This is a genomic window from Variovorax saccharolyticus, from assembly GCF_030316765.1.
Lineage (GTDB): Bacteria > Pseudomonadota > Gammaproteobacteria > Burkholderiales > Burkholderiaceae_C > Variovorax > Variovorax saccharolyticus.
In genome coordinates this window covers 1,151,778-1,170,844 of the sequence record NZ_JASZYT010000001.1, presented here as the reverse complement: position 1 = coordinate 1,170,844, position 19,067 = coordinate 1,151,778, and the positions used below count along the sequence as shown (strand labels likewise).

At 69.2% G+C, this 19,067-nt stretch carries 19 protein-coding genes; 9 read left to right on the top strand and 10 right to left on the bottom strand.

Annotated features, from left to right (window positions below; genetic code table 11):
• Nucleotides 1-2: 2 nt before the first annotated feature.
• Both QTI45_RS05800 and glgB read right to left on the bottom strand, forming a co-directional pair.
• Nucleotides 3-2,060 carry an alpha-1,4-glucan--maltose-1-phosphate maltosyltransferase gene (locus QTI45_RS05800; protein ID WP_286653771.1) on the bottom strand — a complete coding sequence of 686 codons (2,058 nt, stop codon included), beginning with the start codon at nucleotides 2,058-2,060 and terminating at the stop codon, nucleotides 3-5.
• Nucleotides 2,053-3,951, bottom strand: coding sequence for a 1,4-alpha-glucan branching protein GlgB (gene glgB, locus QTI45_RS05795; protein ID WP_286653770.1), 1,899 nt, complete (start codon nucleotides 3,949-3,951; stop codon nucleotides 2,053-2,055). Before glgB ends, QTI45_RS05800 begins: the two co-directional genes overlap by 8 nt.
• 199 nt (nucleotides 3,952-4,150) lie before the next feature.
• Between glgB and QTI45_RS05790 the strand changes: the two genes are divergently transcribed.
• The 3 genes from QTI45_RS05790 to QTI45_RS05780 all read left to right on the top strand — a co-directional run bounded on the left by QTI45_RS05790 (nucleotide 4,151) and on the right by QTI45_RS05780 (nucleotide 6,874).
• The gene (locus QTI45_RS05790; RefSeq protein WP_286653769.1) at nucleotides 4,151-4,918 is read left to right on the top strand and encodes a histidine phosphatase family protein; all 768 of its coding nucleotides are present in this window, start codon (nucleotides 4,151-4,153) and stop codon (nucleotides 4,916-4,918) included.
• A 7-nt stretch (nucleotides 4,919-4,925) separates the two neighbouring features.
• Nucleotides 4,926-5,810, top strand: a complete 885-nt coding sequence (locus tag QTI45_RS05785) for an NAD(P)H-hydrate dehydratase (RefSeq protein ID WP_286653768.1) — start codon at nucleotides 4,926-4,928, stop codon at nucleotides 5,808-5,810.
• A gap of 146 nt (nucleotides 5,811-5,956) precedes the next feature.
• Entirely contained in the window at nucleotides 5,957-6,874 is a 918-nt protein-coding gene (locus QTI45_RS05780; protein WP_286653767.1) for a zinc ribbon domain-containing protein, read from the top strand.
• A 110-nt stretch (nucleotides 6,875-6,984) separates the two neighbouring features.
• On the opposite strand, the gene QTI45_RS05775 is transcribed toward QTI45_RS05780, so the two are convergent.
• Nucleotides 6,985-8,016: an isocitrate/isopropylmalate dehydrogenase family protein gene (locus tag QTI45_RS05775; protein WP_286653766.1), complete on the bottom strand. Its 1,032-nt coding sequence runs from the start codon at nucleotides 8,014-8,016 to the stop codon at nucleotides 6,985-6,987.
• Between the two features lie 186 nt (nucleotides 8,017-8,202).
• On the opposite strand from QTI45_RS05775, the gene gnd reads away from it, so the two are divergent.
• Together gnd and tkt are read left to right on the top strand one after the other, a co-directional pair.
• Nucleotides 8,203-9,222 (top strand): phosphogluconate dehydrogenase (NAD(+)-dependent, decarboxylating), encoded by a 1,020-nt coding sequence (gene gnd, locus QTI45_RS05770; protein WP_286653765.1) that lies wholly within the window; start codon nucleotides 8,203-8,205, stop codon nucleotides 9,220-9,222.
• 17 nt (nucleotides 9,223-9,239) lie between these two features.
• Nucleotides 9,240-11,318 carry a transketolase gene (gene tkt, locus QTI45_RS05765; RefSeq protein ID WP_286653764.1) on the top strand — a complete coding sequence of 693 codons (2,079 nt, stop codon included), beginning with the start codon at nucleotides 9,240-9,242 and terminating at the stop codon, nucleotides 11,316-11,318.
• A gap of 42 nt (nucleotides 11,319-11,360) precedes the next feature.
• Here tkt and QTI45_RS05760 read toward each other — a convergent pair whose 3' ends face one another.
• Complete coding sequence (locus QTI45_RS05760; RefSeq protein ID WP_286653763.1) at nucleotides 11,361-11,666, bottom strand: hypothetical protein; 306 nt, start codon at nucleotides 11,664-11,666, stop codon at nucleotides 11,361-11,363.
• Between the two features lie 176 nt (nucleotides 11,667-11,842).
• Between QTI45_RS05760 and QTI45_RS05755 the strand changes: the two genes are divergently transcribed.
• The 3 genes from QTI45_RS05755 (at nucleotide 11,843) to QTI45_RS05745 (ending at nucleotide 13,730) form a co-directional block, all read left to right on the top strand.
• Nucleotides 11,843-12,334, top strand: a complete 492-nt coding sequence (locus QTI45_RS05755; RefSeq protein WP_286653762.1) for a hypothetical protein — start codon at nucleotides 11,843-11,845, stop codon at nucleotides 12,332-12,334.
• Between the two features lie 135 nt (nucleotides 12,335-12,469).
• Complete coding sequence (locus QTI45_RS05750; protein WP_286367809.1) at nucleotides 12,470-13,102, top strand: response regulator; 633 nt, start codon at nucleotides 12,470-12,472, stop codon at nucleotides 13,100-13,102.
• 82 nt (nucleotides 13,103-13,184) lie between these two features.
• Entirely contained in the window at nucleotides 13,185-13,730 is a 546-nt protein-coding gene (locus QTI45_RS05745; protein WP_286653761.1) for a hypothetical protein, read from the top strand.
• Here the strand turns inward: QTI45_RS05745 and QTI45_RS05740 are convergent.
• Nucleotides 13,727-14,674, bottom strand: a complete 948-nt coding sequence (locus QTI45_RS05740) for an adenylate/guanylate cyclase domain-containing protein (RefSeq protein ID WP_286367807.1) — start codon at nucleotides 14,672-14,674, stop codon at nucleotides 13,727-13,729. The genes QTI45_RS05745 and QTI45_RS05740 overlap by 4 nt on opposite strands.
• Before the next feature lie 397 nt (nucleotides 14,675-15,071).
• Between QTI45_RS05740 and QTI45_RS05735 the strand changes: the two genes are divergently transcribed.
• Nucleotides 15,072-15,308 (top strand): hypothetical protein, encoded by a 237-nt coding sequence (locus QTI45_RS05735; protein WP_286653760.1) that lies wholly within the window; start codon nucleotides 15,072-15,074, stop codon nucleotides 15,306-15,308.
• A gap of 144 nt (nucleotides 15,309-15,452) precedes the next feature.
• Here QTI45_RS05735 and QTI45_RS05730 read toward each other — a convergent pair whose 3' ends face one another.
• The 5 genes from QTI45_RS05730 to QTI45_RS05710 are packed head-to-tail and all read right to left on the bottom strand — an operon-like array spanning nucleotide 15,453 to nucleotide 19,063.
• Nucleotides 15,453-16,394: an LD-carboxypeptidase gene (locus QTI45_RS05730; RefSeq protein WP_286653759.1), complete on the bottom strand. Its 942-nt coding sequence runs from the start codon at nucleotides 16,392-16,394 to the stop codon at nucleotides 15,453-15,455.
• Nucleotides 16,391-17,476, bottom strand: a complete 1,086-nt coding sequence (gene tadA / locus QTI45_RS05725; RefSeq protein WP_286653758.1) for a tRNA adenosine(34) deaminase TadA — start codon at nucleotides 17,474-17,476, stop codon at nucleotides 16,391-16,393. The genes QTI45_RS05730 and tadA overlap by 4 nt, the downstream gene beginning before the upstream one ends.
• Nucleotides 17,466-17,693: a hypothetical protein gene (locus tag QTI45_RS05720; RefSeq protein WP_286653757.1), complete on the bottom strand. Its 228-nt coding sequence runs from the start codon at nucleotides 17,691-17,693 to the stop codon at nucleotides 17,466-17,468. Before QTI45_RS05720 ends, tadA begins: the two co-directional genes overlap by 11 nt.
• Nucleotide 17,694: 1 nt before the next feature.
• Nucleotides 17,695-18,321 carry an FMN-binding negative transcriptional regulator gene (locus tag QTI45_RS05715; RefSeq protein WP_286367802.1) on the bottom strand — a complete coding sequence of 209 codons (627 nt, stop codon included), beginning with the start codon at nucleotides 18,319-18,321 and terminating at the stop codon, nucleotides 17,695-17,697.
• A 55-nt stretch (nucleotides 18,322-18,376) separates the two neighbouring features.
• Nucleotides 18,377-19,063: an ankyrin repeat domain-containing protein gene (locus QTI45_RS05710; RefSeq protein WP_286653756.1), complete on the bottom strand. Its 687-nt coding sequence runs from the start codon at nucleotides 19,061-19,063 to the stop codon at nucleotides 18,377-18,379.
• Nucleotides 19,064-19,067: the final 4 nt, after the last annotated feature.

The window sequence follows — 19,067 nt, the reverse complement described above, 5'->3', positions numbered from 1 at the left end:
CCTCAGAGGTAGTAGTCGAAATCGCGCTCGTCGCGCAGGCGTCGGCGCACCGCGAGCACATGGGCCGGCATGCGCTGCGGCTCGAGCAGGATGTAGTGATGCCCGCCCTGCCAGGTGAAGCGCTGGCCGGTCAGCAGGTCGTGCATCTGGAAGGGCTGGTCGCGCGGCACGTCGATCTCCGAAGGATCGAGCGCGAGCCAGCCTGACTGGGCATTGCGCGGGTCGAGGTTGACCACCGTGACCACCCGGTTGCTGCCGTCCGGCGAGGTCTTCATGTAGGCGATCAGCTGGTCGTTGTTGATCTCGAGGAAGCGCAGGCTTCGGTCGGATTGCAGCGCCGGGTTGTCGTGCCGGATGCGGTTGATGCGCGCGATGAAGGGCCGCAGGCCGCTATCTTCGCCCCAGTCCCAGTGGCGGAGCTGGTACTTCTCGGAGTCCAGGTATTCCTCGCTCGATGGACCGCGCGGCAGGTGTTCGAGCAGCTCGAAGGCCGGGCCGTACATGCCGTAGCTGGCGGCCAGCGTGGCGGCCAGCACCAGCCGCGACTTGTACACCGCCTCCTCGCCGGTCTGCAGCGCCGCGTGCAGGATGTCGGGCGTGTTGGGCCAGACGTTGGGGCGGAAGTACTCGATGCCGGGGCCCTGCGAGAGCTCGGTGAAGTACTCGGTCAGTTCTTCCTTGCTGTTGCGCCAGGTGAAGTAGGTGTAGGACTGGGTGAAACCGAGCTTGGCCAGCCGGTGCATCACCTTGGGCCGCGTGAAGGCCTCGGCCAGGAAGATCAGCTCGGGATGGGCTCGCTTGCATTCGCCGATCGCCCACTCCCAGAAGGCGAAGGACTTGGTGTGCGGGTTGTCGACCCGGAAGATCGTCACGCCCTCGGCGATCCAGTGGTCGAGCACGCTCTTGAGTTCGCTCCACAGGGCCTGCCAGTCCTCGCTCTCGAAATTGAAGGGATAGATGTCCTGGTACTTCTTGGGCGGGTTCTCCGCGTACTGCACGCTGCCGTCGGGGCGCCAGCGGAACCAGCTCGGATGGGTCTTCACGTAGGGGTGGTCGGGGGCGCACTGGAAGGCGATGTCCATGGCGACATCGAGGCCCTGCGCGCGGGCGGTCGCGACCAGCCGGCGAAACTCCTCGGGCGTGCCGAGCTCGGGCAGGATGCTCTTGTGGCCGCCTTCCGCGGCGCCGATCGCCCACGGGCTGCCGACGTCGCCAGGCTCGGTGGCGAGCGCATTGTTGCGGCCCTTGCGCTGCTGGCGGCCGATCGGATGGATCGGAGGAAAGTACAGCACGTCGAAGCCCAGCGAGGCGATCAGCGGCAGCCGCGCCTCGACGTCCCGGAAGCGGCCGTGCTGGCCCGGCGCTTCGCCGGCCGAGCGCGGGAAGAGCTCATACCAGCTGCTGAAGCGCGCCCGCGCGCGGTCGGCCACCAGCGGCAGTTCGACCGCGAAGCGGGTCTCCAGATGCCGGTCGGGATGGCGGTTGGCGACCTCGGCGAAATCCTCGTCGAGCGCCAGCGCCTTGAGCGTCGCGGCATCCAGTTCGGGGTTGGCAGCCGCCTGTTCGAGCTCGAGCGCCCAGGCGGCCAGCGTCTTGCGGTCGGCGCCGTCGGCCCGTGCGGCGGCGGCGCCGATCTCCAGTGCGCCGACGCGGGCGGCGAGCCGGATGTCCTCGGCATCGATCCGCCGCACCAGTTCGTGGCGCCAGGATTCGAAGGCGTCGACCCAGGCAACCACCGTGTAGCGGTAGCGGCCCGGCACCGGCGGCACGAAGTCCGCCAGCCATTCGTCGTTGTAGCGCAGCTTCATCGGCAGCTCGCGCCGGCGCGCTTCGCCTTCCTTCCACCACTGCAGCATCACGCGCAGCGCGTCATGGCCGTCGGTGAACACGTGGGCGGTCACGCGCAGGCCTTCTCCGGCCACGTGCTTGACCGCGAAGCGGCCGCCGTCGACCACGGGCAGCACCGCGTCGATGACCGCGCGGCTGCGGCCGTCCGGCGTGTCGATCGATCCCGGCGGGCGGGGCGCGGCCGAGGCGGCCGGCTGGAGGCTGTTAGACATCGGTGACGGCCTTCAGGTAGAGGGTGGACAGCGGCGGCAGCGTCAGGCACAGCGCGTGCTTGCGCCCGTGGGAGCGCATCGGCGCGGCCTCGACCTCGCCCAGGTTGCCCCAGCCGGCGCCCCCGAAGGGGCGGGCGTCGCTGTTGAGGATCTCGTGCCAGGTGCCGCCGCCGGGCACGCCCAGGCAATAGTTCTGCCGCGGCACCGGGGTCAGGTTGCTGACCACCAGCACCACCTCGCCATTGCGCGCCCGGCGCAGGAAGGCGACCACGCTGTGGCTGGCATCGTTGGGCTCGACCCATTCGAAGCCCTCGGCGGAAAAGTCGAGCTCGTGCAGCGCCGGCTCGGCGCGCAGGACCCGGTTGAGTTCACCGACCAGGTGCTGCATGCCGCGGTGCTCGGGCAGTTCGGTCAACTGCCAATCGAGCTGGCCCTCGTGCGTCCATTCGCGCCGCTGGGCGAACTCGCCGCCCATGAAGAGCAGCTTCTTGCCCGGATGCGCCCACATGTAGGCGAACAGCGCCCGCAGGTTGGCGAACTGCTGCCAGGCATCGCCGGGCATCTTGTCGATCAGCGAGCGCTTGCCGTAGACCACCTCGTCGTGCGAGAGCGGCAGCACGAAGTTCTCGCTGAAGGCATAGACCATCGAGAAGGTCAGCCGGTGGTGGTGGAAACGCCGGTGCACCGGGTCCTGCTTCATGTAGGCCAGGCTGTCGTGCATCCAGCCCATGTTCCATTTCATCCCGAAGCCCAGCCCGCCCATCTCGATCGGGCGCGAGACCTGCGGCCACGCGGTCGACTCCTCGGCCACCGTGAAGGTGTCGGGGTGCTCGCGGTAGACCGCCCGGTTGAGCTCCTGCAGGAAGGTGATCGCCTCCAGGTTCTCGCGGCCGCCCTGGCGGTTGGGAATCCACTCGCCGCCCTGACGCGCATAGTCCAGGTAGAGCATCGACGCCACTGCATCGACCCGCAGGCCGTCGATGTGATAGCGGTCGAGCCAGAACAGGCCCGAGGAAATCAGGAAGCTGCGCACCTCGTTGCGCCCGTAGTTGAAGATCGCCGAGTTCCATTCGGGATGGAAGCCCTGGCGCGGATCGGCATGCTCGTAGAGGTGCGTGCCGTCGAAGTCGGCCAGGCCGTGCGCGTCGGTCGGAAAGTGGGAGGGCACCCAGTCCAGCACCACGCCGATGCCGCGCTGATGCAGGTGATCGACGAAATACATGAAGTCCTGCGGCTCGCCGTAGCGGGCCGTGGGCGCGAAGTAGCCGGTGGTCTGGTAGCCCCAGGAGCCATAGAAAGGGTGTTCGGTCACCGGCATCAGCTCGACGTGCGTGAAGCCCAGCGACACCACGTAGTCGGCCAGCGAATGCGCGAGCTCGCGGTAGCCCGGAAGGCGGCCGTCGGGGCGGCGCCACGAACCCAGGTGCACCTCGTAGACGGCCATCGGCGCATCGAGGCCGTTGCGGGCGGCACGGGTGCGCATCCACTCGGCATCGCCCCAGTCGTATTCGAGCGACCAGAGGCGCGAGGCGGTGGAGGGCGGCGGCTCGCCCAGCAGGGCCAGCGGGTCGGCCTTCTCGAGGATGCGGCCTCGCTGCGAGACGATGCGGTACTTGTAGGCTTGGCCTCGGCGTGCTTGCTCGCAACGGACTTCCCAGACGCCGGTGCTGTCTGCGCGCGGCGTCATCGGATCGGCATGCGCGTCCCAGCCGTTCCAGTCCCCGATCACCGAGACTGCGCGTGCGTTCGGCGCCCAGAGCGCGAGCCGGGCGCCCTGGCCGTTCGGCTCCAGGTGGCCGCCCAGGCGATCGTAGAGCCGCGCATGCGTGCCCTCGCCGAGCAGGTAGGCATCCGTTTCACCGAAGGAGGGCAGGGGGGTCGGAGGCGTCACAGGAATCTGGAAGGTTCGCTGGAAGGGGCGGCCTCGGACGAGGGCCAGGGACAAGGGTCGGTTTTAGTCCCTTTCGCGTCCAGGCGGAAGCGTCAAGGCGCCGTCGCCATGTCGGACAGGGTCGCAAGCGGGCCCTGGCCGGCCGCTTCGAGAAGTCGGCCTACGACGAAAGCGCGAAGGCATTCCTACCATCGCGCGCATGCACACCAATTGGCCTCAGATACTTTGGGTGGTCCGGCACGGCCAGAGTGCCGGCAACGTGGCGCGCGACGCCGCCGAAGCCGGCGGGATGGCGGTCATCGATCTCGAGTGGCGCGACATCGACGTGCCGCTGTCGGAACTCGGCAAGGCGCAGTCGATCGCGCTGGGCAGGTGGTTCGGCACGCTCCCGGACGATCAGCAGCCCCAGGTCATTTTGTGCTCGCCGTACCTGCGGGCGCAGGAAACCGCACGCCTGCTGGCCGACAGCGCCCGTCCGGGCCGCGAGGGTCCGAAGCTCCGGATCGACGAGCGCCTGCGCGAGAAGGAGTTCGGCATCCTCGACCGGCTCACCAAGCTCGGCATCCAGCAAAAGCATCCCGAGCTCAACGAGCAGCGACAGCACGTGGGCAAGTTCTATTTCCGCCCACCCGGCGGCGAAAGCTGGTGCGACGTGATCCTGCGCCTGCGCAGCCTGCTGGAAATGGTGACGCGCGAATATGCCGGCTGCCGGGTGCTGGTGGTGGCGCACCAGGTGATCGTCAACTGCATGCGCTTCCTGCTGGAGCACATGGACGAGAAGCAGATCCTCGACATCGACCGCCAGGGCGACGTGCCGAACTGCGCCATCACCTCCTACCGGGCCGAACGCCGCAAGGACGAGGACGAGGTGCTGCAACTCGACCTGGTCAACTTCGTGGCGCCCTTGCAGCAAGCCGCGACGCCGGTCACGAGCGAGCCCGACCGCCCCGTGGCGCCGAAGCCCTGAGTCGCCGATGGCCACCCCGCGCGCCAGGGCGCTGACCGAGGCCGCCTTGCGGCGCTGGCCGCTGCCGGCGCTCGGCGCCGATGCCGACAAGGAAAGCCGCGGCCATGTGCTGGTGGTCGCCGGCAGCCGCGAGATTCCCGGCGCGGCGCTGCTTGCCGCCACCGCCGCACTGCGGGCCGGTGCCGGCAAGCTGACCATCGCGGCCCCCGAGCCGGTCGCCGCCGGCTTGGCGCTGGCGATCCCCGAGGCCAGGGTCATCGCGCTGGCCGAAACGCGCGCCGGCGGCTTCCATGCCAGCGGCTGCGAGGCGCTGGCGCCGATCGCCGAAGGCGTCAGCGCGCTGGTCATGGGACCGGGCATGCTCGACGAGGCACGCAGCGTGCTGTTCGTGCGCGAGTTGCTGCCGCTGTTCCGCCACAGCACGCTGGTGCTGGATGCGCTCGCGATGTCGGTGGTCCACGAGGGCGCGTTCGCGCAGCCGGTGGTGCTGACGCCGCACGCCGGCGAGATGGCGCACCTGAGCGGACTGGCCAAGGAGGTCATCTGCGCCGAGCCGCTCGCCGTGGCGCGCGAGGCGGCCAGACGATGGAACGCCTGCGTCGCGCTCAAGGGCGCGGTCACCCACATCGCCGAAGCCGACGGCGCGGCCTGGCGATTCGACGGGGGAGGGCCCGGACTCGCGACCTCCGGATCGGGCGACACGCTGGCCGGCCTGATCGGCGGTTTCGCGGCGCGCGGCCTGCCGCCGCTGCAGGCCTGTGCCTGGGGCGTGCTGATGCATGCGCGGGCCGGTGCCGTCCTGGCGCGCCACTATGGCCCGATGGGCTACCTCGCGCGCGAGCTGTCGGCTCAGGTGCCGGCGCTGATGCACGCGCTCGAGCGGCGGCGCTAGCGCGGCACGGCGGACGCTTGCCCGGCGGGTGGATCCACTGTTGATCTGTCTCCCCGGCGCGAGCATCATCAGCGATGCGCCACCGGGCACGTGGCTCCGCGGCCTTCGTCCCGGTCCCATTGGTACCAGCAGCTTCACTCCGAGCCATGGCCGAATTGAACCTGGTGTTCACAGTGCTGTGCCAACACTGTGGCAGGCCGTTGTACGGCCGTGTCAAGTTCTGCCCATCCTGTGGCAAGGAGGAGTCCATTTCGCTCGTGGCGGGCGCCGCAAGTGCGAGGCGGGCGCTGGAGCGCGACCCTGCGGACCAGGCCAGCCCGGCAGGCATCCAGGCGCCGGTCGCCGTGGCTCCGGCCGCGGTTCCACGGCATGAAGCGCAGGAGGCCGTGGCGACGCCGGCTGTCTCCGGCGCCGTCCGCAAGCTGAACGAGGAAGCGGATTCCGCGCCGGCCCGCGTCGCCGCCCGCATCGAGCCGCCAACGAAGGAGCCCGCGCCTCCGGTCGCGGTGTTGCTGACGCCGGAGCCGGCTGCGGTGCCGGCGCCGGTGGAAATGCCGGAGCCGGTTGCGGTGCCAGCGCCGGTGCAGATGCCGACGCCGGTGTCGGTTGCAGCGCCGGTGGAGATACCGACGCCAACGCCGATTCCTGCGCCGACCCCGATGGCGCCGCACGGCGCAGTCCCGAAGCGCCCGAGGATCGGCAAGATGGCGGCGATGGCATTGCTAGTGCTCGCTCTGGTGCCGGCTTCCCTCTATTTCAGCCGGCAGAACGAACCAGCGACCTTGCCGCAGCTCAATGAAAAGCTGCCACAGGCGCAGGGCACCCTGGATCGCGGCGACCCCGGCGCGACGCAGCGAGCCTTGGCCACATCAGCCGCCGCCTTGGTCCCGGGCCAGGCGCCACCGGCAGTCGAGGCACTGGGCATCGCCGACGCATTGCCAGGGCTGAGAGACAGTCCCAGTCCGGAGCCCCAGGAGACGACTTGCAGCCAGGCACTGGCCGCCCTGGGGCTTTGCTCGATTGAACCCGTGGCTGAAACAGGATCAGAACAAATCAAGCCATGAGGAGGCGCGAGCGCTGCCCAACCGATCGTCACTGCTCGCCCGAAAATAACACAATGTTGATTATGTTAAATCAATGAGACGAAAGCAAAGGGCCCTCGAGCCCCTTGCGCTCACCCGCCCGAAATCCGGCTCACCAACGCCTTGGCAAACGCAGCCGTTCCGGCACTGCCGCCGAGGTCGCCCGTGCGCACCTTGTCGATGTTCAGCGTCTCGTCGAGCGCCCGCCGCAGCCGCGTCGCCAGTTCCGGCAGCTTGCAGTGGTCGAGCATCAGCGCCGCGGCGAGCATCAGCGCGGTCGGATTGGCGATGCCCTTGCCGGCGATGTCGGGCGCCGACCCGTGCACGGCCTCGAAGATCGCCGCATCGGCACCGATATTGGCGCCCGGCGCCATGCCCAGCCCTCCCACCAGCCCGGCCACCAGGTCCGACAGGATGTCGCCGAACAGATTGGTCGTCACCAGCATGTCGAACTGCCACGGGTTCAGCACCAGCTTCATGGCGCAGGCGTCGATGATCACCGTGTCGAGTTCGAACTTGCCCTTGTACTTGCGCTCGTAGAGATCGAGCCCGGTCTCCAGGAAGATGCCCGTGAGGGCCTTCATGATGTTGGCCTTGTGGACGATCGTCACCTTCTTGCGCCCGGTGGCGACCGCGGTCTCGAAGGCGTATTCGAGCAGCCGCCGGCTGCCCTGCCGCGTGTTGATCCCGGTCGCCATGGCCACCGCATGCGGGTCGCCGTCGATCGGCACGTAGTGCTCGTGGCCGATGTAGAGGCCTTCGAGGTTCTCGCGCACCACCACCAGGTCGATGTCGTCGAAGCGGCCGCCCGGAATGAGCGTGCGCGCCGGCCGCAGGTTGGCATAGAGGCCGAATTCCTCGCGCAGCCGCACGTTCGACGACCGGTAGCCGCCGCCCGATGGCGTCTCGAGCGGGCCCTTCAGGGCCAGCCGGGTGCGGCGGATGCTCTCCAGCGTGGCGGCGGGCAGCGGGTCGCCGGCGGCCTGAACGCCGGCCAGACCGCCGATCTGGCGATCCCATTCGAATGGCGCGCCCAGCGCGTCTAGGGCGGAGAGCGTGGCGTCGACGATCTCGGGGCCGATGCCGTCGCCGGGAATCAGGGTGGCTGGGATGACAGTGGACATTCGAATGATTCCAAAAAATGCGGGAGATCCCGGATCGGCCGATTATGGATTCCCGTTCCCGGACGCCCGTGCCGCAGGAAGGCAGATCGGGCCGCTTCGGTGCATGATGGCTCGACTCGTCCACCACCCATCGGCCTTCGTCCGCAGCCGCGGAGAAGGCCGATCCTCATACCCTAGGAATCAAGCATGCAACTCGGAATGATCGGCCTCGGCCGCATGGGATCGAACATGGTTCGCCGCCTGCTTCGCAATGGCCATCGCTGCACGGTGTTCGATCACTCGACCCAGGCGGTCGGCGCGCTCGTCGAGGAAGGCGCCACCGGCGCCTCGTCGCCGGCCGAACTGGCCGCCAAGCTCGAGCGGCCACGCGCCATCTGGCTCATGGTGCCGGCCGCGGTGGTCGACCAGGCCATCGCCGAACTGCTGCCGCACCTGGCCGACGGCGACACGCTGATCGACGGCGGCAACTCCTACTACGTCGACGACCTCCGCCGCGCGAAGGAACTGGCAGCGAAGAACATCGGCTACGTCGACGTCGGCACCAGCGGCGGCGTCTGGGGGCTGGAGCGCGGCTACTGCATGATGATCGGCGGCCCGCTGGAGGCGGTCCAGCGGCTCGATCCGATCTTCAGGACCCTGGCGCCGGGCGTGGGCAGCATCGAACGCACGCCGGGCCGCGAAGCGGGCCGCGGCACCGCCGAAGACGGCTACCTGCGCTGCGGCGAGAACGGCGCCGGCCACTTCGTGAAGATGGTCCACAACGGCATCGAGTACGGAATGATGGCCGCCTACGCCGAAGGCATGGGCATCCTGAAGGCAGCCAATATCGGCAAGGCCCGGCACGACATCGACGCCGAGACCACGCCGCTGCGCGATCCCGGCCACTACCAATACGACTTCGACCTGCCCGACATCGCCGAGGTCTGGCGGCGCGGCAGCGTGATCGCCTCCTGGCTGCTCGACCTCACGGCCACCGCGCTGGTCGAAGACCCGGCGCTGTCCGGATTCAGCGGCCGCGTGTCGGACTCCGGCGAAGGCCGCTGGACCCTCAAGGCCGCCATCGACGAGGCCGTGCCCGCGCCCGTGCTCACCGCGGCCCTCTTCGAGCGCTTCTCGTCGCGCGGCGAGGCCGACTTCCAGAACAAGCTGCTGTCGGCGATGCGCTTCCAGTTCGGCGGCCACGTCGAAAAGAGCGGCGGCCACTGAGTCGCTGGGAGCCTCCGATGACCGACGCCGACCTCGACTCGCTGTGCATCAACACCATCCGCACGCTGTCGATCGACGCCGTGCAGGCCGCCAACTCCGGCCATCCGGGCACGCCCATGGCGCTGGCGCCGCTGGTCTACACCTTGTGGAACCGGGTGATGCGATTCGATCCGCAGGACCCGATCTGGCCCGGCCGCGACCGCTTCGTGCTCTCCAACGGCCACGCCTCGATGCTGCTGTGGTCGGTGCTGCACCTGAGCGGCACCGTGGCGGTGAACGCTGAGTACGAACGCCTGGGCGGACCGGCGGTCACGCTCGACGACATCCGGCGCTTCCGGCAGTTCGGCAGCAAGGCCCCGGGCCACCCCGAGTACCACTGGGTGTCGGGGGTCGAGGCCACCACCGGGCCGCTCGGCCAGGGCGTCGCCACCAGCGTCGGCATGGCGATGGCGCAGCGCTGGCTCGCCAACCGCTACGACCCGGACGGCCCTGCCCTGTTCGACTACGACATCTATGCCGTGTGCGGCGATGGCTGCCTGATGGAAGGCGTGTCTTCCGAAGCCGCCTCGCTGGCCGGCCATCTCGGGCTCGACCGGCTCTGCTGGATCTACGACAACAACCACATCACGATCGAAGGCAGCACGCAGATCACCTTCACCGAGGATGTGGCGATGCGCTTCGCCGCCTACGGCTGGGAGGTGCTGCGGGTCGGCGACGCCAATGACCTCGGGCTGATCGAGGCGGCGCTGGCCCGGTTCCGCCAGACCCGCGGACGGCCGACTCTGATCATCCTGGACAGCCACATCGGCTGGGGCTCGCCGCACCGCCAGGACACCGCTGCCGCGCACGGCGAACCGCTGGGCGAAGACGAGGTGCGCCTGGTCAAGCGCGCCTACGGCTGGCCCGAAGACGCGAAGTTCCTGGTGCCCGATGGCGTGCGGGCACATTTCGACGCCGGCATCGGCGCGCGCGGGGCCGCTGCGCGCGGCGCCTGGGACCAGGCCTTCGCCGCCCTGCGTACCCGCTCACCTGCCCTTGCGCTCGAGGTCGAGCAGGCTCAGCGGCGCGAACTCCCGGCCGGGTGGGACCACGACCTGCCGGTGTTCGCGGCCGATCCGAAGGGCCTGGCCGGGCGCGACGCTTCGGGCCAGGTGCTCAATGTGCTGGCACAGCGCGTGCCGTGGTTCATCGGCGGCTCGGCCGATCTCGGCAGCTCGAACAAGACCACTCTCAAGTACCCGGGCGCCGGCGACTTCCAGCCCGGCAGCCCGGGCGGCAAGAACCTGCACTTCGGCATCCGCGAGCACGCCATGGCAGCCGCCGTCAACGGCATGGCGCTGTCCAAGCTGCGGCCCTTCGGCGCCACTTTCTTCATCTTCAGCGACTATGCGCGGCCCGCGATCCGGCTGGCCGCGCTGATGGAGCTGCCATCGCTCTTCGTCTTCACGCATGACGCGATGGGCGACGGCGAAGACGGCCCGACGCACCAGCCGATCGAGCAGCTGGCGTCATTGCGCGCCATGCCGGGTCTCACCGTGCTGCGTCCCGGCGACGCCAACGAAGTGGTCGAAGCCTTGCGCGTCGCGCTGCAGTCCAAGCATCGGCCGACCGCGTTGGTGCTGTCGCGGCAGGCACTGCCGACCCTCGATCGCAGCGGGCTCGCGCCGGCGTCGGGCGTAGCGCGGGGCGCCTATGTGCTGGCCGACGCACCGGGCCAGGGCGAGCCCGACCTGATCCTGATCGCCAGCGGCAGCGAAGTCGCCCTGGCCCTGCAGGCACACGCCGAACTCGTGGCGCGGGGCCTGCGTCCACGGCTGGTCTCGATGCCGTCCTGGGATCTCTTCGAGCAGCAGGCGCCGGCCTACCGCGACGCCGTGCTGCCGCCCGGCGTCCGTGCGCGGGTCGCCGTGGAACAGGCGTCGGCCTTCGGCTGGGAGCGCTATGTGGGCTGGGACGGCAAGGTGATCGGCATGCAGACCTTCGGGGCCTCGGCGCCGCTGGCGGCGCTGCAACGGGAATTCGGCTTCACGGTCGAGCACGTGGTGGCGGTCGCGCTGTCGGTGCACGAGGCCCTCCGCCCTTCCCTCCGCCCCTGAGCGACGCCTGAGCGTGCCTCCTCGCGCGACCCGGAGGCTCGATCAATGCCTGCCGTGGCCGCGCAGGGCCGCGAGCATCAGCGTGGTGAGGGCGGCGCCACCGGCTGCCGCCATCACCATCGAGCGGACCGGCTGGTCCGCCACGTAGTGGCCGCCCTGCTCGCGCAGCCGCTGGCCCGTGCGCTTGAGATCGTCCATCATCGTTCGGGCCCGACGCCGGGCGGGCCGGGCCTCGTGTTCGACGCCCGAGGTGTAGGCGTCCGCGCCGTCGACGTCTCGCACGGCCTGGCGGGTCGCCTCGGCGATCTGTTCCGGTGACTTGTAGTCGGTCTGGTCTGGGGTTTGCATGGAAGTCCTTCGATTCACGAGAGTGCGGCACCGCGCCGCACATGCATTCATTGATAGTTTCGGCAACGCCCGCGCCATGTCGGCACCGTTGCGCAGCCCGCGTAGGTCTTCGCTCACCCTGCCGATCCGGTTGCGGTCTCGCGCAGCACGCCATTCGAAGGAATAATCCTGTTGCCATGGGACAAGCAATTTCCGACCGTGAGACCTTTGCCGGCGTGCTGCTGACGCTGGTGCGCGAGCGTTCGACCGCAACCGGCGCCAGCAAGACATCGCGCACCGGGCTGCAGGCCAGCGTGCCGGTAAGCGAGCGGCCCAGTGTGCGGCGAGGCCTCGATGCGCTGCTGGAGCACGGCTTGCTGGCGGTCAGCGGCGAAGACATCGGACTCACGGGCAAGGGCAAGCTGTTCATGGCTCACGTCCAGCGCGCCCGCGGCCAACCCCCGGTCGCGCAGGATCCCGACGACAAGAACCCGGCCGTGCTGGCGGCGATCGTGAGCGCCGTCGAGGCCGACGACCGACTCGACCCGCAGGGTTCGATGGACGATGTGCGCACCCTTCCGGCCCGCCTCGAAGGCTATCGGGCCGCACGCGCGCCGCGCTACTCCAAGGGCCTGCTGGTGCTGGGCGGCCTCGCCGCCGCGGCCGTGGCCTTCGCCCTGCTGCACTGAGCCCGCGCCGCGGCTGTCATCCGATTGCCCGCCCGGCAGTCGCGTCTCTCCTACGCAGCTTCGGGCCTTCGGCAGACGTGAAGCGGATGCCCCGTCGCGCATGCTTGCCGCACCCCAAAACCTGAGGAGAAAACAATGATCAAGATCGGAATCGTCGACGACCATGCCATCGTGCGCTCGGGCCTGCGCGACTTCTTCTCGCAGCACGTGGACCTGCGCGTCGTCGGCGAGGCCGCCAGCGGCCGCGAAGCCATCGACCTGGTGCGCAACCACGAGATCGACGTCCTGGTCATGGACCTCTCGATGCCGGGACAGAGCGGCATCGACGCCATTGCCATGGTGCGCGCGAAGGCGCCGGACACCGGCATCCTGATCCTGAGCGGCTATCCCGAGGAACACTACGCGATGAGCCTGATCCGGCAAGGCGCGAGCGGCTACCTCAACAAGGAATGCGATCCGAAGGAGATCGTCGAGGCGATCCGCACGATCTCGCTCGGCCGGCGCTACATCACGCCGGGCGTGGCCGAACTGCTGGCCCGCCAGCTCGACAAGAACACCGACGCGGCGCCGCACGAGCAGCTCTCCGAACGCGAGTTCCAGGTCTTCCTGAAGCTGGCCACCGGCGAGACCGCGGGCAGCATCGCGGAGCACCTGTCGCTGTCGGTGAAGACCGTGAGCACCTACCGCAGCCGGCTGATGGAGAAGATGAATCTCGCTTCCAACAGCGATCTGACCTACTACGCCCTGAAGAACCAACTGATCAGCTGAGCGCAGGGCCGTCTGGGCGAGGCGCTGCGCGGCCCCGGGCCGTTAAGCTAGGCCGTTTTTCCAACGGCCGAAACCGCCCCCCATGACGACCATTCAGTCCAGACGCAAGCTCATCGTCATCATCCTGCTGTGCGTCGCCGTCGGTGGTGCGGCGTTGCGCCAGTGGGCCGCGCCGGGCTCGACCACCCGCGACATCGGCACCCTGCTGATGCTGCTCTGGGTCCCGATCATCGGCAACGTGATCTCGTGGCTGATCGGGCGGCTGCGGCGCCCTGCTCCGCCTGCTGCATCGCCGTTCGACGAACGGGCTTCCTTCGACCCGCAACTGCTGGTCGAACTCACGCTGCGACCGCCGCTGGTGCCGGCCGAAGACATCCCCGTGCCCGCCGGCGAACACCGCTGCGCCCTCGTGATCGGCAACGAAGCCTTTTCTGCCCGCTGGTGGGTGGCGCCCGATCGGAGCTTTCGCCGCGGCAGCCCGCAAGCGCTCGAGATGGAATTTCTGGCCCCGCTGCTGGCGTTGCCCAGGTTCCAGCCGGGTGCCAGTTTCAGGATGCTGGTCGGGGAGTCGTTCGTCGGCGACGGCCGCGTGCTCCGGCGCCTCGAGCCGGCCCCGCAGGGCGCCTAGCGCAGGTCGCGCCGCGCCAGCAGCACGTTGCCGCCGGTGGTGTTGAACGAGATGGTCGGTGCGCTGAAGTCGCTCAGCGGTGCGCCCAGCCCGATCTCGCCGCTGCCGTGCAGAACGCACTCGTCGCGCCGCAGCGCGATCTCGCCGCTGGCGCCGGCCGTGCCATGGAAGCGGACCCAAGTGCCATAAGTGCTGACATCGACCAGCACACAACTGCCGTGGCGGGCCTCGATGCGCGCATGCAGCCGCGACACCCGCGGATCGTTCACCACGAACTGCGCCTCGTCGACCCGGCCCAGATGGATCGGCAGGTCGGAGGCGCTGAACATCGAACGGACGTCGAGCCAGGCCAGCTCGATCTGGCCGAAGGAAGAATCGGCACCGCGCGGCTGCTGCACCAGCGAGGCCGGCATCGTGAGGAACTCGGACACTTCGTCCTGCCAGTCGACCCGGTGCACCACCGGCATCTCGTTCTTGCCGCGGATGTTGATCGGGCCGAGGCTGCGGTGGCGAACCTCGCCGCCATGCAATTGTTCGATGACCGACTCGGTGGCCCAGATCTGTCCGGGCCCGGCCAGGTCGCTGAGACGCGAGGCCAGGTTGACCGCGTCGCCATAGCAATCGCCATCGACCTCGACCACTTCGCCGCTGGCCACGCCGATCTGAAGCTCCATGCGCAAGGGCGCCGGCCACGTCTGCAGCCGCTTCTGGTGGTTGCGCTGCATCTCGACCACGGCGCGGGTGGCACTGACGCCCTCCGCGAATATCGCAAACACGCCATCACCCAGCGATTTCACGACACGGCCTCCGTGGGACTCGCACACGCCGCCGATCCATTGGGTCAGGCGCGTCACCGTCTCGGTGGCGCGCGCATTCCCCATAGCCTCGAAGACTCTGGTACTTCCCGTCAGATCGGCAAATACGACAGTGGAATTGGCGCCCATGTTGTGCAGTTTTTGGTAGCTCTCGCGGAACGATTATGGCAAAGCAGCGCCGAAACACGGTCTCGGAGGCTCAAATCGGGCCGCCAGCGCCCCAAGATGTTGCTTTTTCATTTCGACACACGATGTAAGAATCGTTTTGACTCAAAAATGAGAACTTAGGCATTAGTTGTTAAACCGATCCTTGAGCAGATTCGTGAAGTATGTTGTTTTTGAACATGAAATGATGTTTCTCCGCTTGTGTGGCTCCGGGGGCAGCCTTAACGTAGCGCCTGTCAAGGTTTTGGCAATACGCCTTCCTCCCATGGTGTCACCCAGCAGTCTCCTTCGCTTTCTGTCCTTCCCGGGCTTCGGCTTTCGCCGTTCCGCGGATCGCCAGATCGGGCAGATCCGCACTGCAATGCTGTCACTTCTTCAGGTGCACGGCGGTCACACGATGCAACGCGTGGCCCAGCGGGTGCGTTTCGCCGGCGACCTCGAAGCTCTCTGGTACCTTCGCCAGGACGTGCTGACCGCCCTCAGCGCAGTCGACGGCGAAGTCGCCGCCAGGCGCCAGATGCGCCAGATCAATCGCCTGTTCAAGGGTGGCCTCCCGGGCACCATGGAGCCTCGCACGCATCACCGCGTGCAGGGCTAGGCTCGCCCCCAGGTCGGGCTCACTTCGTGTAGCCCTCCCACCCCCTGCCGGGGGCAACACCGGCGGACTGGCAAAGCCAGATCCGCGGTGTTTCACCAACGGGCCTGGCTGCGCCGGCCGAATCGCACTCCCCCCGGGGCTTGCCTAATGGTCGTGGTCGTGGTCGTGCCGGTGGCCCCAGACCATGAAGATGTCGCGGTCGTCGGCGGCCAGCTCCACCTTCGCGCCTACGGGCAACAGCACCTTGGTCGGCACGTGTCCGAACGGCAGGCCGGTCAGCACGGGCGGCTTGATCAGGCCGCGCAGCCGGTTGACGACGGTCTGCATGCCGAAGCCGCGGTCGTGCGGGGCCTTGCGGATGCCGGTGAACTGCCCGAGCACGATCGCCTTCTGGCGCCCGAGCACGCCCGCGTGGCGCAGCTGGTCGAGCATGCGCTCGACCCGGTACGGGTGTTCGTTAACGTCCTCCAGAAAGAGCACGCCCTTGTCGATCTCCGGAAACCACGGCGTGCCGAGCAGGCTGGTCAGCACGCAGAGGTTGCCGCCCCACAGCACCGCGTCGTGGATGCTGCGCAAGGGCGGCAGGTCGACGCTGTCGCGCGCCGGCATGCGCCAGCCGGTGCCCTCGCCCTGCCCCGCCAGCAGGTCGTCGAAGCAGGCTTCCATGATGTCGTCGGCGCCGGCTTCGGCACCGAAGTCCTCGCCCACGGCGGGTCCGGCCCAGGTGACGGCGCCGGTCTTGGCCAGCAGGGCCAACTGGAAGGCCGTGAAGTCGCTGAGCCCGACGAATTGCGTGCCGCGATGGATCGCCTTGGCCACGGCCTTGTAGGGAATGGCGTCGAGGATCCGGGTCAGGCCGTAGCCGCCGCGCGAGATCAGCGCGATGTCGGCGCCGCTCGCCGCGGCGCGCGAGATCGCGGCCAGCCGCGTGGCATCGTCGCCCGCGAAGCGCTGGTGGGTGGCGAGTGCCGCCTCGTCGATCTCGACCTCGTGGCCGAGGCTCTGAAGGCGCTTGACGCCGCGCTTGAAGGCGGCCTTGTCGCGCACCGCGCTGGAGGGCGAATAGATGTAGATGTGCTTTTTCACGGGGCGAAGTATCCCATTGCCTCGCGCACCCGCTGCGCCAGGGTCGCGGCCTGTTCGGGCGTCGGGCCGCCGAGCCCTTGCGGGATCGGGCCCAGCGCACGCAGCGCAGACTCGTAGCCGCGGTCGGGGAACGGGGCGCGCCAGGCCTGGCTTGCCGGCGCGGCGCCTTCGGGCACGGGCATCACGCAAGCGAAGCGCCCGGGCGCCGCCGCCGCCAGCCCCGCGGCCCAGTCGGCTGCGGCGGCACTGTGCAGCAATGCCAGCCGCCCTGGCGCGAGCTGCGCCAGCCATTCGAGCAGCACTTCGAGATGCCAGGCTGGACGATGCACCGCCTCGCGCTTGGGCTTGTCGCTCTTGCCGAAACCGATCAGGTCGGGCGCCAGCACCCGCAGGCCCGGCGCGCCCGCGAGGTGCCGGAAGAGATAGCTCCACTCGCCCGGCCCATGCAGGCACAGGCAGGTGCAGGGCGCGTCCGGCGGGCCTTCGTCCATGTAGTGCATGCGCCAGCCGCGCTGGCTCGGCAGCGCGCTGACGTGGTGCGGCGCGAAGGGATAGTCGCTCAGGCCGGCGAAGCGCTCTGGGGGCGTGCGCAGGGCATCGTCGCGCAAGGGCTCGGCCGCCTCGCGGGCGGCGCTGCGGCGGCGCTGGAAGAAGTCTTGCAGCAGGGCCTGGCAGTCATCGGCCAGCACGCCGCCCTGCACCTGCGTCCGGTGGTTGAGCCGGGCCTCGCGGAACAGGTCGATCACCGAGCCGGCAGCGCCGGTCTTCGGATCCGCGGCGCCGAACACGACCCGGGCCAGCCGCGCATGCAGCATCGCGCCGGCGCACATCGCGCAGGGCTCGAGCGTCACGAACAGCTCGCAGCCGTCGAGCCGGTAGTTGCCGAGTGCGGCGCCGCCCGCTCGCAGCGCGTTGATCTCGGCATGCGCGCTCGGGTCGTGCAGTGCGATCGGCGCGTTGCGCCCGCTGGCGACCACCCGTCCCTCCTTGACCAGCACGGCGCCGATCGGCACCTCGCCGGCCGCGGCCGCCTGCCGCGCCTCGGCCAGCGCAAGCGCCATCCAGTCGGCGTCAGTTGTCATCGGGCAAGGGCCGCGCCTGCACCGCGGCATCGAGCGACGGCTTGATCTGCTGCTGGATCTGCTGGCTCTGGGCGCGCGCGTCGCCCGCCGGCGCGCTGCCGGCCGCGCTCGTGCCGGCCGGCAGCACCGGGGCCGCGACCCCGGTCAGCTGCTTCTTGACCAGCAGCCCGACGATCACCAAAGCGAGCAGCAGGCCGATCAGTCCGAACACTCGCATCTCAGGCCTCTCCGGTGATGCCGAGCCGCTGCATCCAGTCGGCGAGCGCACGCTCGTCCGGCGTGCCTTCGCGGTACATCTCGAAAGTCGCGGCGTGCGATTCCTTGCGATGCTGGTTGAGCTTGACCTTGCATTGCAGCGCAGTGATCTTGAGCTCGAAGCCGACGATGCCGTTGAGCATCTTGTGCTGGAACTCCTGCCCCAGGTCGCGCCATTGCTGCGCATAGGCCGGTTCGTGCTGGCCGATGAGGCGTTTGAGCAGCGCGTCCTTCTCGTCGGGGCCTTCGATCAGGCGCGCCTCGACCGTGCAATGCACGGCCAGGTAGTTCCAGGTCGGCACCCGTGCCAGGTCCGGGTAGACCGAGGGCGAGAGGTAGGCGTGCGGCCCGAGAAAGCTCACGACCGCCTGCGGGCGGGCCTGCAGGAAGCGCCAGTGCGGATTGGGCTTGGCGCAATGGCCGAGCAGCGCGAAGTCGTCCGCGCCGCGTTCGTCCAGCACCAGCGGCAGGTGCGTGAGGTAGGGCTGGCCCGCGTCGTCGTTGGAGATCAGGGTCGCGAACGGATGGTCGCGCATGAGCCGCGCGGCGATGGCGCGGTCGGTGACGTTGAACTGCGGCGGCATGTACATGGGGCGTGATCCTGCGATCCCTCGATGGGACCGCCCGATTGTCCCCGAGCCGCCGCTACCTTGCGCCCGCTGCGCGCAGCTTTTCGACCATCGGCCCGTAGCCGCGGGCGACCGCCAGCTGCAGCGGCGTCTGGCCCTGGCGATCCGCCAGTTGCAGATTGGCGCCGGCGTCGACCAGGGCTACCAGCGTGCGCTGGTGGCGCGGGCCGCCGTCGCCGAGCACGATGGCCTCGATCAGCGCGGTCCAGTGCAGGTTGTTGACGTGGTCCAGCGGTGCACCGGCAGCGATCAGCCGGCGCACCACCTCGTCGTGGCCGAGGTGGGCGGCGGCGATCAACGCCGTGCCGTCGTAGCGGCTGGTGGTCTGGCCGGGTTTGGCGCCCAGCGACAGCAGCAGCGCCAGCGTCGGCACGTCGTCGGCCACCGCGGCGATGGTAACGGCGTCGTAGCGGTCGTTCTCGAGCACGTCGAGCTTCGCGCCGGCGGCGGCCAGGACGCCGATGGCGTCGCGCTGCCGTGCATGCGTCGCCACGTGCAGCGGCGTGCGGCCCAGGCGGTCGCGCGACTCGAGATCGGCGCCGCCGGCGATCAGCACCTTCAGCTGCGGCAGGTCACCGCGCGCGGCGGCGCGATGCAGTCCCTGGTAGGCCTGCAGCTCGGCCGCCGTCGGCGCCACCTGGGCCGCCACGGGAACGGCCAGGCCGGCAGCGACCAGCGCGAGGGCCACGACAACGGCCTTCATGGCG